Source organism: Actinacidiphila sp. bgisy167, assembly GCF_965342175.1.
GTDB lineage: Bacteria > Actinomycetota > Actinomycetes > Streptomycetales > Streptomycetaceae > Actinacidiphila.
Map to the genome: position 1 here is coordinate 41,609 of NZ_CBDRBL010000038.1, position 13,311 is coordinate 54,919.

Here is a 13,311-nt window from a genome sequence, read left to right on the forward strand (position 1 = left end):
CCTGGGCCGCAGACAGGCCAGAGCGAGGTGCAGCCGATGGACCGCGACCAGACCTCCACCGTTCCCTCCCCGTCCGCCGACACGCGCCGTCACGTGCCGCGCACCGACACGCTGCTCGCCGACCCCCGGCTCGCCGCGGCGACGGAGCGGCTGGGGCGGTCCGTTGTCAAGGAGGTGGTGGCCGGGGTGCAGGAGCGGGCGCGTGCCGGCGAGGTGCCCGCCGACGGGCTCGCCGACATCGCCGTCGCGGCGCTCCCGGCGACCGCCGCCAGGCTGCGTCCGGTGCTCAACGCCACAGGGGTGCTGCTGCACACCAATCTCGGTCGGGCCCCGTTGTCGCGGGCGGCCCGTGACGCCGTGCTCGCCGCCTCCGGGACCACGGACGTGGAGCTGGACCTGGCCACCGGCGCGCGTTCCCGCAGGGGGCGGTCCGCGCTGGACGCGCTGCTGCGGCAGGTGCCCGCGGCCGAGGCGGCGCACGTGGTCAACAACGGGGCCGCGGCCCTGGTTCTGGCGGCCACGGCACTGGCGCAGGGCCGGGAGATCGTCGTCAGCCGCGGTGAGCTCGTGGAGATCGGCGACGGGTTCAGGCTGCCCGATCTGCTGGTGTCCACGGGCGCCCGGCTGCGCGAGGTGGGGACGACCAACCGGTCCACGCCGGACGACTACGCGGCGGCCGTGGGGCCGGACACCGGGCTCATCCTGAAGGTCCATCCCTCCAACTTCCTTGTCACCGGCTTCACCCGGGACGTGCCCGTCGCGGAACTGGCGCGGCTCGGTGTGCCCGTGGTGGCCGACATCGGTTCGGGGCTGCTCGTCCCGGACCCGGTGCTGCCGGACGAGCCGGACGCCTCCGGCTGGCTGCGGGCGGGGGCGTCGCTGGTCACCGCGAGCGGCGACAAGCTGCTGGGCGGGCCGCAGTGCGGACTCGTGCTGGGCCGCTCGGATCTGGTGCGCCGGCTGGCCCGCCATCCGCTGGCCCGCGCCCTGCGGGTGGACAAGCTGACCCTCGCGGCGCTGGAGGCGACCGTTCGCGGGCCCGAGACCCCGACCCGGGCGGCACTGCACGCCGACTCGGGGCGGCTGCGGGACCGCGCCGAGCGCCTCGCGGCCGAGCTTCGCGCCCACGGCTTCGACAGCACGGCGCGCGACACCCTGGCGGTCGTCGGCGGCGGCGGCGCGCCAGGCGTCACCCTGCCGAGCGCCGCCGTGTCCCTGCCCGCGGGGTACGCGGCCCTGCTGCGGCGGGCGGAGCCCGCGGTGCTGGCCCGTGTGGAGGACGGCCGGTGCCTGCTGGATCTGCGGGCCGTGCCGGAGGAGGCGGACGAGGAACTGGCGGTCTGTGTGCGCCGGGCCGGCATCCTGCCGGGTACGGGGGCCTGACATGCACGTCGTCGCCACCGCCGGGCACGTCGACCACGGCAAGTCCGCGCTGCTGCGGGCGCTGACGGGGATGGAGCCCGACCGCTGGGCGGAGGAGCGGCGGCGCGGCATGACCCTGGATCTCGGGTTCGTGTGGACACGGCTTCCCGGCGCCGGGGAGATGGCCTTCGTGGATGTGCCCGGGCACGAGCGCCTGGTGGGCAACATGCTGGCCGGTGTCGGCCCGGTCCCCGCGGTGCTTTTCGTGGTCGCCGCCGACCAGGGCTGGCAGCCGCAGTCCGAGGAGCACCTCGCCGTCCTGGACGCCCTCGGGGTGCGGCACGGCGTCCTCGCCGTCTCGCGCTGCGACCTGGCCGACCCCGACGCGGCGCGGAAGGAGGCCCGGGCCCGCATCGCGGAGTCCTCCCTGGGGGAGGTGGAGTGCGTGGCCGTCAGCCCCGTCACCGGCGCCGGGCTCGAGGAGCTGCGCGCGACCCTCGTCCGGCTGGCACGCGCAACTCCGCCGCCCGATCCGGCGGCGGACGTGCGGCTGTGGGTCGACCGCGCCTTCACGGTGCGGGGCCGGGGCACGGTCGTCACCGGGACGCTCGCCGCGGGCACCGTCCGGGTCGGCGACCACCTGCGGCTCGCCCGCGACGGCAGGCCGTTGCGCGTGCGCGGCCTGGAGTCGCTGAAGGAGCCGCGCCAGGAGGTCCTCGCGGTGGCCCGGGTCGCGGTCAACGTGACCGGGCCCGGAGCCGGGTCGCTGGGGCGCGGGGACGCGCTGCTGACCCCGGACCGCTGGCTGACCACCGACCTCGTCGACGTGCGCCTGCGCGGTGACGCCGCCGGCGACCTGCCGCGCGAACTCATGCTGCACGCCGGTTCGGCGGCGGTGCCGGTGACCGTCCGTCCGCTCGGTGACGACAGCGCGCGCCTGCGGCTGGCCACGGCGCTGCCCCTGCGGGTCGCCGACACCGCGCTGCTGCGGGACCCGGGGCGCCACCGGGTCCCCGCGGGTCTCACTGTGCTCGACGTGCGGCCGCCTCCGCTGACCCGTCGCGGCGCGTCGGCGGCTCGGGCGCAGGATCTGCGCTCCCGTCCCGTCGCGGACGGGGCGGCGGAACTGCGCCGGCGGGGCCTGGTCCGGCGCGCGGAGCTGCTCGCCATGGGCGTCCTGCCGCCGAGCGAACCGGTGGCCGGAGACTGGCTGGCGGACCCGCAGCGCTGGGCCGCGCTGCGCGACGGGCTGCGGGAGGCGGTCGAGGAGCACGCCCTGCGCAACCCCCTGGAGCCGGGCCTGCCCTTGGAGGCGGCCCGCCAGGCGCTCGGGCTGCCGGACCGCTCGCTGGTGGAGGCGCTGGCCGGGGGCGCGCCGGAACTGCGGCAGGGGGACGGCAGGCTCTATGGGAGCCGTGCGCGCCCGACGCTGCCGCCCGCGGCGCAATCCGCCGTCGAAGAGGTCCGCGCCGACCTGGCACGCGCCCCGTTCCGGGCACCGGAGGCCGAGCGGCTGGAGCGGCTGGGGCTGACGCCGAAGCTGCTCGCGGCGGCCGAGGCGGCGGGCGCGCTGCTGCGGATCGGCGAGGGCATCGTGCTGCTGCCGGGCGCGGACGCGCGGGCGGCGGCGCTGCTGGCCCGGCTGGAGCAGCCGTTCACCGCGAGCCAGGCGCGGCGGGCGCTGGACACCACCCGGCGGGTCTGCATCCCGCTGCTGGAGCATCTCGACCGGACGGGCCGGACCGTACGCCTGGACGGCGCCCTGCGCCGCTGCGCCGCTCCAGGGGACGAGGGACGCGGGCGCGGCGCGGTGAGACACGGCACCGGCCCGGCCGGCGGAGACGGACGGGAATCGAACCCGCCTGCCCGAGTTGCTCGGACACCTCGGTTTTGAAGACCGGGAGGGCCACCAGGCACCTTGACGTCTCCCTGCCGTGGCCGGACATTCATCGAACTCCGCCCCTCCACCCAAGTCAACGCGCCACACTGCGGTGCTCACCGAGAGGATCACGCGATCATGACGGAGACCGGCGTCCGGCAGGACGAGGTACGGCTCACGCAGTACGCCCATGGCGGCGGCTGCGCCTGCAAGATCCCCCCGGGGGAGCTGGAGGAGATGGTGGCCGGGCTGATCCCGTGGGGCTCGGGGGGCTCACCCGGGGGCGAGGTGCTCGTCGGTCTGGAGACCGGTGACGACGCCGCCGTCGTCCGGCAGTGCGGGCCCGGCGCACGGGCGGTGGTGACCACCGCCGACTTCTTCACCCCGGTCGTCGACGATCCCTACGACTGGGGCCGGATCGCCGCCGCCAACGCCCTCTCCGACGTCTACGCCATGGGCGGCACTCCCCTCGTGGCGGTCAACCTGCTGAGCTGGCCGCGGGATCTCCTGCCGATCGAGCTGGCCCGGGAGGTGTTGCGCGGGGGGCTGGACGTCGCGGGCCTGGCGGGCTGCGTCGTGGGGGGCGGGCACAGCGTGGACGATCCGGAGCCGAAGTACGGCATGGCGGTCACCGGCACAGCCGACCCGGACCGCCTGCTGCGCAACGACGCCGGCCGGGCCGGTGTCCCACTGTCGCTGACCAAGCCCCTGGGGCTGGGCGTGCTCAACAACCGCCACAAGACGACCGGCGAGGTGTTCCCGCAGGCCGTGGAGACCATGACGACGCTGAACCGGGACGCGGCCGAGGCGGCGCTTGCGGCGGGCGCCGTGTGCGCGACCGATGTGACCGGTTTCGGGCTCCTGGGCCATCTGTACAAGCTGGTTCGGGCCTCCGGGGTGAGCGCGGTGGTGCACGCCTCGGCGGTGCCGTACCTCGACGGCGCCCGGGAGGCCGCGGCGGAGGGCTACGTCAGCGGCGGCACCCGCCGCAACCTCGCCTGGGTCGCCCCGTACACCGACTTCGGCGGCGCGGACGAACTGACCCGGCTGCTGCTGGCGGACGCCCAGACGTCGGGGGGCCTGCTGGTGGCGGGAGAGGTGCCCGGCGCCCCGGTCATCGGCGAACTCGTGCCGGCCGGTGAGCACCGGATCGTCGTCCGCTGACCGGCGTGGCAGCGCTCCCGGTACACCGCGGCAGCGTTCGTCACCCTGCCGCGGCGGACCGCGCCGCCGTGCGACGGCGACCCCGCTACCGGAGTCCGCGCAGGGAGAACTCGTTGCCGTCGGGGTCGAGCATCAGTGCCTGCTCGCCGTCGCCTTCGGCTGCGTCGATGTGTGACGCGCCCAGCGAGACCAGCCGGTCGAGCTCCGCCTCGAAGGAGGCGTCGGCGGGGACGACCAGCTCGAGGTGCAGCCTGTTCGGGCCCGTCTTCGGCGCCACCGGGGGGCCGCCCCACGTGATCTTCGTGCCGCCGTCCGGCGCCTGGATCGCGGTCTCCTGATCCTGGTCCCAGACAAGCGGCCATCGCAGCGCCTCGCTCCAGAAGTAACCGACGTGCTGCGTACCGTCGCAGGCCAGCGCCCCGATGAAGCCGGTATCGGCGAGGAACGCGTTGCCCGCCTCGATGACGCAGAACTCGTTGCCGTCCGGATCGGCGAGCACCACGTGCCCCTCCTCCGGGAGTTGGCCCACGTCGATGTGCTTCCCGCCGAGCCGCAGCGCCCTGGCCACCGTCTCCTGCTGCTCCTCGGGGGAGGCGCTGGTCAGGTCGAAGTGCGCGCGGTTCTGACCGGTCTTCGGTTCTTGGCTCGGCCGGAAGCGGATGCGGAATCCGGCGGCGTCAGGAGGCGCGATCACCACGTCGCCGTCCGGGCCGTCGGCCGATTCCCAACCCAGGAGCCCGGACCAGAACCGCGCCAGGTCCGGCGGCCGGGGGGCGTTGAAGCAGACGGCGAAGAGTTGACTGGTCATACCCCGTGGGTCTCCGATCCGCTGACGATCGGTACGGCGCGCCTCACGCCGCACGCGGGCCCAGCGTAGGGTCGGCCGCGCGGCACTCGCATCCGGTTTTCCGTCCGGCCCCTTACGCGTCGCTCCCGGTCCGCGGGTCGTCGCTGACGACGTCGAAGCGGACCTTGCCGCGGGGCTCTCCGTTGACCTGCAGTTCGAGGATGTGCTCGCCGAGGTGGAAGACCCGGGTGCTGATCGGCTTGAAGGAGCGTGTGCCGGTGTGCTCGCTCCGCTCCCCCGGCCGCAGGGTGCGGGTCGTCAGTTTGTAGACCTTGGGCGACGTGGCGCCATTGGCCTTGCGGTAGTGCACGACGTAGTCGACGACGAGGCGGAGCGGCGTGTCGCCGTGGTTCTCCAGCGTGAAGGCGAAGCGCAGTTCCCCGCCCACCGCGACGACCGGCCGAGGCACGGACGGCCCCTCGACGGTCAGTTCCGTCGCGGGGCCGAAGCCCAGCAGCGCCAGCGCGCCCCGGTCGCCCTGCTTGACGGCGGTGCGGAGCGCGTGGCGGACGAGCCGGGGGGTGTGAGCGTCGGGGGCCGCCGTCCACCGCCGGGCCGTCTCGACGGCCAGGTCCACCCGGGCGTGGCTGATGTCGTTGACGTGGTTGGCGACGGATCTGCGCACGTACTCCGAGGGGTCCTGGTAGAGCGCGTCCAGGATCGGCAGGGTCGCCTCGGGCCAGGCGAGGATCGCCGGCACGCGTACGGCCCACGGCAGGCGGGGCCGGGTCCCCTCGCTGGCGAGGCGGCGCACATGCTCGTCCGGGTGTGCCGTCCAACCGCTGACGACGGCGAGCGCCCGGTCGAGGTCGGCGTTGAGCATGCGGCGGAGGGCGAACTCGGCGGTCAGTCGCGGCGTCAGGTCCGCGAGGAGGTGGAGCCCGTCCTCGAAGGCCGTGCCCGCGGCCGGGCCGGAGGCGAGGACGGCCACGGCCTCGGTGACCGGCCAGATCATCCACCCGGTGAAGCGCGGGTCGGGCAGCGCTGACCGTACGACCGCCTCCAGGGCCGCCGCCTCCGGCGGGCCGGATGCGAGCATCGCGTCGCGCACGAGGTCGCTGCGCTCGCGCAGCGCCAGGCCGTCGAGCGCCGGCAGGGCGTCGCGCACGGCGGCGGCCATCCGTGCCGCGCCGGCCGTGTCCAGGCAGTCGGCGAGCGCGGCGACGGCGGCATGGCCGAGTAGTTCGTCCGCAGTGGGCACGGGAGCTTGCCTCCGGTTGCTCGTCTCGGGTCAGCCGCTGTCGCGGCCGGCGTAGCGGGCGCGCATGAGTTCGCTCGCGGCCGGGCCCGCCGCGTAGACGAAGGCCTCGCCGTCGTCGAGCCGCCGGCCCGTCGCGGCGTCGACCACGACCGGCTCGACCTCCTCGCCCGTTTTCGCGTCGACCAGGATCATGCTGCGCTCATGCGGCGCGAGGCGGGAGTTGCCCCACGCCGCCAGGGCGACGATCACCGGGCGCAGTGAGCGGCCGAGGTCCGTGAGGAGGTACTCGTAGCGGGTCGGGTTGGTCTGGTACGGCCGCCGTTCCAGCAGCCCGTCCGCGACCAGGGTCTTGAGGCGGGTGGTCAGCATGCTCGACGAGATGCCGAGGTTCTCCTGGAACTGGTCGAAGCGGGTGTATCCGTCGAACGCGTCGTGCAGGATGAGCAGCGTCCACCATTCGCCGACGTGCCCGACCGTCGTCGACAGCGGGCACTCACGGTCTTCCAGCCGGATGCGGCTCACCATCTCGACCACCTCCGCGCGGTTGTGCCAGGGTCGACTACCTTCACTTGCATGTTAGCAGCAACTAAGGCGCCATCCGCGCGGAGGGACCGCGAAGAAGTGTTTGCAAAGATCTCTTTGCAAACACTTCTTCGCGGTCTAGCCTGTGCGGTGTGACCGACTCAACGAACAGACGGGAAGGCCCGGTTGAGGACGACTCGGTCGTCCTGGACGCCAAGGGGCTGCGCGCCATGGCGCATCCGGTGCGTGTCCAGCTCATCGGACTGCTGAGGAAGTACGGCCCGTCCACGGCCACCCGCCTCGCCGAACGGCTGGGCGTGAATTCCGGCACCGCCAGCTATCACCTGCGCCAACTCGGCGCGGCCGGTTTCGTCGAGGAGGACGCGGAGCGCGGCAACGCGCGCGAGCGCTGGTGGCGAGCGGTGCACCAGACGACACGACTCAACGACCGGGAGCTGGTCGATCGAGAGCCCGAGGCCACCCTGGCCTTCCTGCAGTCCGTGGCCGCCACGTACACCGTGCGCACCCAGCAGACGCTGAACGAGCTGCAGACGATGCCCCGCGTGTGGCGGGACGCCTTCGACCTGAGCGACTGGGCCCTGCGGCTCACGCCCGAGGAGGCCGTCGCCCTGGGGCTGGAGTTGCGAGCCGTCCTCGCCCGGTACCGGAGGGACACTCCCGAGGCCGCGGCGGATGCCCCTGCGAGGGCCGAGCGGGTCGGCGTCATCACCCAGCTCCTGCCGGAACCGGACGCACCCGCGGCGCCGGAGCGGCACACCGGTCCTGAGACGGGGTCAGGAACGGGGACTTCGTGAAGGAGCGGCCCCTGAGTGCCCCGGACACGCCAGGCATATCCGGTCGGCGGTCCTTGCGGCCTCTGGTCGGAGTGCTGGCTGCGATGGCCGTTTCGCTGAGCGGCACGGCGGTGTCGGCGGTCGCCCTGCCCTGGTTCGTGCTCGTCACGACCGGCAGCGCCACCCGGACCGGGCTCGTCGCCTTCTGCGAAATGTTCCCCTACGTGGTGGTCAAGGCGCTGGCCGGACCACTGGTGGACCGGGTCGGCTCCCGGGCCGTCTCCTGGACCACGGACCTCACCAGCGCGACCGCGGCCGCCGCCGTCGTCCTGCTCCATGCCGCGGACCTGCTGTCCTTTCCGCTCCTGCTGGCCCTGGTCGCGGTGATCGGCGCCACCCGCGGACCCGGGGACCTTGCCAAGGAGGTCATGGTCCCGGAAGCCGCCGAACGCGCCGGGGTCCGGCTGGAGCGGGCCGCCGGCCTGTCGGGCGCGACGGAGCGACTGGCCTCCACCGTGGGCCCGGCGGTCGGCGGTTCCCTCGTGGCGCTGCTCGGCCCCTTGACGGGGCTCGTCGTCACCGCGGGCAGCTTCGCCTTCGGTTCGCTGATCATCGCGCTGGCGCTCCCCCGCCGTGCGGCGGGTCCGGCCGAGTGCGCGTCGCCGCACCCTGGAGGGGAGGACGAGGGCTACTGGAAACGCTTCGGCGCGGGCTTCGCCTTTCTGCGGGGCGAGCCGCTGCTGCTCGTCGTCATCGCCATGGTGAGCGTCACCAACCTGCTGGACGCGGCGTTCACGACGGTCCTCAGGCCCGTCTGGGCGAAGGAGTCCGGCAACGGGCCGGCCGTGATCGGCCTCACCGGCAGCGTGATGGGGGCCGCCGCGGTGGCCGGGAGCCTGATCGCCGCGATGGCCGCTCACCGCCTGCGACGCCGGGCGGTGTTCCTGATCGGCTTCCTGCTGGCGGGAGCGCCGAGGTTCCTGATCCTCACCCTCGACGTCCCGTTGGGAGCGGTGCTGGCCGTCTTCGCCGTCAGCGGTTTCGGCTCGGGCTTCCTCAACCCCGTGCTGGGAGCGGTCCTTCTCGAGCGGGTGCCGCGCCGGATGCTGGGCCGGGTGGGCGCCCTCGGCGACTCGTTGGCCTGGGCGGGCATCCCACTCGGCGGGTTGGCCGCCGGGGCCGCGGTGGCGTCCGCCGGGCTCGTGCCGGTGCTGCTCGCCTGCGGGGCCGTGTACCTACTGATCACCAGCCTGGCGGGACTGCGGCCGGAATGGCGCGAGATGGACCGTCCGGCCGGGAGCGGCGCCACGCGGCGGCACCCCGGGGAAGGCGCCGCACGGGAGGCGGACGCCACGGCGTGACATGCCCGGGAGGACCTCGCCGGGCAGGCTCCTTCGACGGCTCTTCCTGACCGCGTACATCGGCCTGTCGGTGCCCGTCCTCAGGCTCGGCGTGGGCACGCTGTACGTCTCGCAGCGGCTGGCGCTCCTCGGTTTCGCCGCGGTGCTCATCGGTATCTGCGCCGTCGTCAGCCGCCGTCTCCTGCGCCGCTGAGGCTCCGCCGCGTCCCACCGGGGGGGGACGCGGCGGCACGGACGGTGCCGTCGTGGATCCGGCGGCACCCGGCGCTCGCGGGACGGCGCATGCATGTGCGCGGCGGGCTTCGCCGCCCGGCCCGCTCTCGCTCCGGCATCCGAAGTGCCGCCCGGCGGACGGTGGTTCGGACCCGGGCGGCGGGCGCGGTGCCCACGCGAGCGGGCACGCGCCCCGCGCGGCCAGGTCACCAGGTCACACGGTGGCGTCGAGGTCCTCCGCGTAGGAGGCCACGGCCCGCCGGTAGCGTGCGATGTCCGGGTCGGAGCTGCTGTCGGCCAGCAGCGTCAGCAGGATCCGCATGGCCTCCCGGTGTCCGCCGGTGTTGTACAGGGCCATCGCCAGGAAGGTCCGCAGCGCGCCGTCGCCGGGGAAGTCCATGACGGCCGCACGCAGCAGCCGCACCGCCTCGTCGTACCGGCCCAGGACCCGGTAGGTGCTGCCCAGGCCCAGTAGCGCGCCGCGCCGGTCGTCCTCCGACAGCCCCGTGCCGCGCAGGGCCTGCTCGTAGTAGGGCACCGCCTCGGCCTCCAGGCCCAGCACGTCGTGTGCCCACGCCGCCTGGTAGGCCACCTCCGCGTCCCCGGGGAACCGTTCCACCGCGGCGACCAGCCGCTCCCTCGCCGCCTCCGCGTCCCCGCGCTGACGCAACCCCACCGCGGCCGCCAGCAGTTCGTCGCGCCCCTGTGCCTTCTCGCTCATGCGCACATCCTGGCAGCACCCCGCCCTGTGGGGCACGCCCTTGCGCGGTGCGGAACCTACGGGGAACGACCGCGTCCCATAGGTCACGTCCCGACACGTCCCGTCACGTCCGACGTCCGTCGCCCTGGCGTGATGTGACACCTCGTAAGGCGTCGACGAGGGGTCCGCGTTCCCGGCACGACGGGCGGTCGGCGCACCCGCCACGCGTCCTCCGCCCGCTCCGCGCGCGCCGTTCACGCGCGAACGGAGTGGACGGGCCACAGGCCCACGACGTCCGACGACGGCTCTGACGAGCCGGTTCGAGAGCCGACGGCCCCGCGGCCGGGCTCCTGATGTAGGGTCCTGCTTCCGCCGCGCGCGTGACGCGCCCGGCTCTGTCCCAACAGGGGGGATACCCATGTCCCAGCACGCCCGTATCGGCGTGGCCGCGTTCGCCGCGGCCTGCGCCACCGCCGTTCTCATACCGACCCAGGCGCACGCCGCCGAGTACAGCTCGGCTCTCAAAGTCCTCGGGGCGCAGTACGACGCCCCCGGGCGCGACTCCAACAGCTGCTCCTCCGGCAACACCCGCGCCGAGTACCTGACGATCAGGAACTACTCCGCCTCGGCCACGGTCAACCTCAAGGGCTACGTCGTCAAGGACGCCACCGGCAACCGCTTCCGCTTCACCGCGAACCACTACCTCCAGCCCGGCGACTACGTGAAGCTCCGCGGCGGCCACGGCACGGACTCCGACAAGAACAACGTGGTCTACCGCGACAACTGCAACTTCCTGTGGAACAACGACCGCGACACGATCTACCTCTACAAGCCCTCGGGCAGCCGCGCCGACGTCCACGCCTACACCAAGCGCGGCTCGGACGCGGACGGCAACGGCTACATCCGCTTCCACCGCTGAGCCGCGGCCACCCCCGTCCCCGGTCAGCCCACCCCGGCCCGCCCCGTTCCGCTCAGGCGGCCGCGACGTCGGGGACGGGCACGGGGCGGGGGTGGTGCAGGCGCAGGTGCTCGACCCGTCCCGTCGCGTCATGGGTCATCAGCCAGGCGACGGTGGGCGGGCAGTGGTCGGGGTTGTCCGGGGGATTGACGATGTCCATCTCCCAGATGGCGAGCGACTGCCCGGCGACGGCGTGGGCGAGCCGCTGGCGGACGCCGTCGGCCAGGTCGCACTCCATGCCGCGGATCAGGAAGTTCCGGCCACCCACCCGCTGCTTGCCACGCAGCAGGGCGACCTCGGGTGACCAGCGCTCGCGCAGCAGTTCGGCGAAGTGGCCGCTCTCGGCCGCGGCCAGTGTCTCGTGGGCCTCGGCCGCGCTGGCGCGGGTACGCCGGGCGGTGTCGTCGTGGGCGCTCTCCGCGGTGTCGGCGAGAGCCTGGGTGAGCTTGGCGCGAGCCTGGCTGAGCCGGCTGCGGACCGTGCCGACGGGAAGCCCGCAGGCGGAGGCGATCTGGTCGTACGAGCTGACGCCGGTGGTGAAGTGCCGTAGCACGAGCGGCAGCCGCAGGGCCGGGGAGAGCTGCTCGATGGCCTCCCAGATCCAGTCCCGCAGCGCGGTGCGCTCCAGCCATCGCTCGGGACCGGAGTCGGCCGCGCGCAGGACGAGGTCGTCGACCGGCGCGGCGGCGACCGTACCGCGCAGCAGGGAGCGCGCGCCGTTGCGGACGACCATGCGCAGCCACGGCCCGACCGCCGCGGGGTCGCGCAGGTCGCCGATGCGGCGCAGCGCCGTGAGCGCGGCGTCCTGCAGCACGTCGTCCACATCGGGCCCCGGGCCCAGGATGCTCAGAGCGACGGCCCGCATTCCCGCCTGGTGCCGCCCCAGGAGCAGGCCGAGCGCCGTGACGTCACCGGCCTGCGCGGCGCGGGTGAGCGCCACGTCCTCCGTGCGTGCTGCCACGGTCACGTCCGGTTCCATCGCGTCCCTTCCCATGTCGTCGCTCCTCAGCGGATGCTACGGCGTCGCTGCGGCGACCCGGAAACGCACCCGGGGGGGCCGGCGGCTAGGGCGACGTGCGGTGATGGCGGGCCGACGGCACGCGAGCGCCCGTGCCCGGGCCGCCAGCAGGGTCAGGGGACGGGCAGCAGGATGCCGGGATTGAGCAGCCCGTCGGGGTCGAGCGCGTCCTTGACGGCGCGCAGGGCCTCCACGCCGAGCGGCCCCGCTTCCCGGACGTACCAGTCGCGGTGGTCCGTGCCCACGCCGTGGTGGTGGCTGATGGTGCCGCCCGCGGAGAGGATGGCGTCGTTGGCGGCCTCCTTGGCGGGGGTCCAGTGCGCCACGGGGTCCTCGCCCTGCGCGGAGACGACGGTGAAGTAGAGCGAAGCGCCGTTCTCATAGACGTGCGAGATGTGGCACATCACCAGCGGCGGGGTGCCGGCCGCGGACAGGGTGCCGGTGAGCGCCTCACGCACGGCGTCGTACAGCTCCGGGATCCGGGACCAGAAGGCGGCGGTCTCGACGGTCTCGGCGAAGGCGCCCGCGTCGAGGAGCGCGTCCCGGAGGTACGGGGCGGAGAACCGGCCGCGCGCCCAGCGTTCGCCGGGCTCCTCGCCCAGGTACGCGCCGCCGCAGGCGCGCAGGACGGCCGCGGCCTGTCCCCGGCGCGACGCGGTGTCCTGCGCGGTGCCCTCGTAGCCGGCGATCGCCGTGCATCCGGCGGGCGCGGACCCTCCCGCGCCGATGGCGTCGGGCTGGGCGAGGCCGACCATCGTCTCGGTCTCGTCCGACAGGCGAAGCACCGTGGGGCGGGGCCCGTCCTGGGCGAGCCGGCGCAGGGCCGCGGCGCCCTCGGCGAAGGAGGCGAAGCGCCAGCCCTCGTAGACCTTGGCCTGGGGAACGGGGCGGATCCGCACCGTCACGGACGTGATGACGCCGAGCGCGCCCTCGGAGCCGAGGACCAGCTGCCGCAGGTCGGGGCCGGCCGCGGAACGCGGGGCCCGGCCGGCGTCGAGGGTGCCCCGCGGGGTGGCGACGGTCAGGCCCAGCACCATCTCGTCGAAGCGCCCGTAGCCGGCGGACGCCTGGCCGCTGGAGCGGGCGGCGGCGAATCCGCCGATGGTGGCCCACTCGTAGGACTGGGGGAAGTGGCCGAGCGTGAAGCCCTGTTCCGCCAGGAGCGCCTCGGCCTCGGGAGCGCGCAGCCCCGGTTGGAGGATCGCGGTCCGCGAGACGGGGTCGAGCGACAGCAGGCGGTTCATCCGGCGTAGGTCCAGTGCGAGGAAGGGGCGCCGCCGCTGCGGGGCTAG

Annotated in this window: 12 protein-coding genes, 1 tRNA gene and 1 pseudogene; 7 read left to right on the forward strand and 7 right to left on the reverse strand. The window is 74.4% G+C overall.

Features of this window, described 5'->3' with window-relative positions:
• Positions 1–36: 36 nt before the first annotated feature.
• Both selA and selB read left to right on the forward strand, forming a co-directional pair.
• Positions 37–1,383 (forward strand): L-seryl-tRNA(Sec) selenium transferase, encoded by a 1,347-nt coding sequence (selA, locus tag ACRWND_RS16600; protein ID WP_431949988.1) that lies wholly within the window; start codon positions 37–39, stop codon positions 1,381–1,383.
• Position 1,384: 1 nt separating this feature from the next.
• Positions 1,385–3,106, forward strand: a pseudogene (gene selB / locus ACRWND_RS16605) (selenocysteine-specific translation elongation factor); the annotation flags it as partial.
• Positions 3,107–3,198: 92 nt separating this feature from the next.
• Here the strand turns inward: selB and ACRWND_RS16610 are convergent.
• Positions 3,199–3,291: transfer RNA gene (locus ACRWND_RS16610), tRNA-Sec, on the reverse strand.
• A gap of 88 nt (positions 3,292–3,379) precedes the next feature.
• Between ACRWND_RS16610 and selD the strand changes: the two genes are divergently transcribed.
• The gene (gene selD, locus ACRWND_RS16615; RefSeq protein ID WP_431949990.1) at positions 3,380–4,405 is read left to right on the forward strand and encodes a selenide, water dikinase SelD; all 1,026 of its coding nucleotides are present in this window, start codon (positions 3,380–3,382) and stop codon (positions 4,403–4,405) included.
• Between the two features lie 85 nt (positions 4,406–4,490).
• On the opposite strand, the gene ACRWND_RS16620 is transcribed toward selD, so the two are convergent.
• The 3 genes from ACRWND_RS16620 to ACRWND_RS16630 all read right to left on the reverse strand — a co-directional run bounded on the left by ACRWND_RS16620 (position 4,491) and on the right by ACRWND_RS16630 (position 6,978).
• On the reverse strand, positions 4,491–5,213 hold the full coding sequence (locus tag ACRWND_RS16620; RefSeq protein ID WP_431949992.1) for a VOC family protein: 723 nt from the start codon (positions 5,211–5,213) through the stop codon (positions 4,491–4,493).
• A gap of 112 nt (positions 5,214–5,325) precedes the next feature.
• On the reverse strand, positions 5,326–6,453 hold the full coding sequence (locus ACRWND_RS16625) for a DNA alkylation repair protein (RefSeq protein WP_431949994.1): 1,128 nt from the start codon (positions 6,451–6,453) through the stop codon (positions 5,326–5,328).
• A 30-nt stretch (positions 6,454–6,483) separates the two neighbouring features.
• A complete protein-coding gene (locus ACRWND_RS16630; protein WP_431949996.1) occupies positions 6,484–6,978 on the reverse strand; it encodes a winged helix-turn-helix transcriptional regulator in 495 nt (164 codons plus the stop codon).
• Positions 6,979–7,205: 227 nt separating this feature from the next.
• Here ACRWND_RS16630 and ACRWND_RS16635 point away from each other — a divergent pair, with 227 nt between their 5' ends.
• The 3 genes from ACRWND_RS16635 (at position 7,206) to ACRWND_RS16645 (ending at position 9,323) form a co-directional block, all read left to right on the forward strand.
• Positions 7,206–7,790, forward strand: coding sequence for a helix-turn-helix domain-containing protein (locus ACRWND_RS16635; RefSeq protein WP_431950010.1), 585 nt, complete (start codon positions 7,206–7,208; stop codon positions 7,788–7,790).
• An 83-nt stretch (positions 7,791–7,873) separates the two neighbouring features.
• The gene (locus tag ACRWND_RS16640) at positions 7,874–9,130 is read left to right on the forward strand and encodes an MFS transporter (RefSeq protein WP_431949998.1); all 1,257 of its coding nucleotides are present in this window, start codon (positions 7,874–7,876) and stop codon (positions 9,128–9,130) included.
• 1 nt (position 9,131) lies between these two features.
• Positions 9,132–9,323, forward strand: coding sequence for a hypothetical protein (locus ACRWND_RS16645; protein ID WP_431950000.1), 192 nt, complete (start codon positions 9,132–9,134; stop codon positions 9,321–9,323).
• A 234-nt stretch (positions 9,324–9,557) separates the two neighbouring features.
• Here the strand turns inward: ACRWND_RS16645 and ACRWND_RS16650 are convergent, their stop codons facing one another.
• The gene (locus ACRWND_RS16650) at positions 9,558–10,064 is read right to left on the reverse strand and encodes a tetratricopeptide repeat protein (RefSeq protein ID WP_431950002.1); all 507 of its coding nucleotides are present in this window, start codon (positions 10,062–10,064) and stop codon (positions 9,558–9,560) included.
• A 397-nt stretch (positions 10,065–10,461) separates the two neighbouring features.
• On the opposite strand from ACRWND_RS16650, the gene ACRWND_RS16655 reads away from it, so the two are divergent.
• The gene (locus tag ACRWND_RS16655; protein WP_431950004.1) at positions 10,462–10,962 is read left to right on the forward strand and encodes a lamin tail domain-containing protein; all 501 of its coding nucleotides are present in this window, start codon (positions 10,462–10,464) and stop codon (positions 10,960–10,962) included.
• 52 nt (positions 10,963–11,014) lie between these two features.
• Here the strand turns inward: ACRWND_RS16655 and ACRWND_RS16660 are convergent, their stop codons facing one another.
• Positions 11,015–11,995, reverse strand: coding sequence for an RNA polymerase sigma factor (locus ACRWND_RS16660; protein ID WP_431950006.1), 981 nt, complete (start codon positions 11,993–11,995; stop codon positions 11,015–11,017).
• Positions 11,996–12,132: 137 nt separating this feature from the next.
• Positions 12,133–13,311, reverse strand: a 1,179-nt coding sequence (locus ACRWND_RS16665) for an FAD-binding oxidoreductase (RefSeq protein ID WP_431950008.1), incomplete at its 5' end; no start/stop codon positions are given.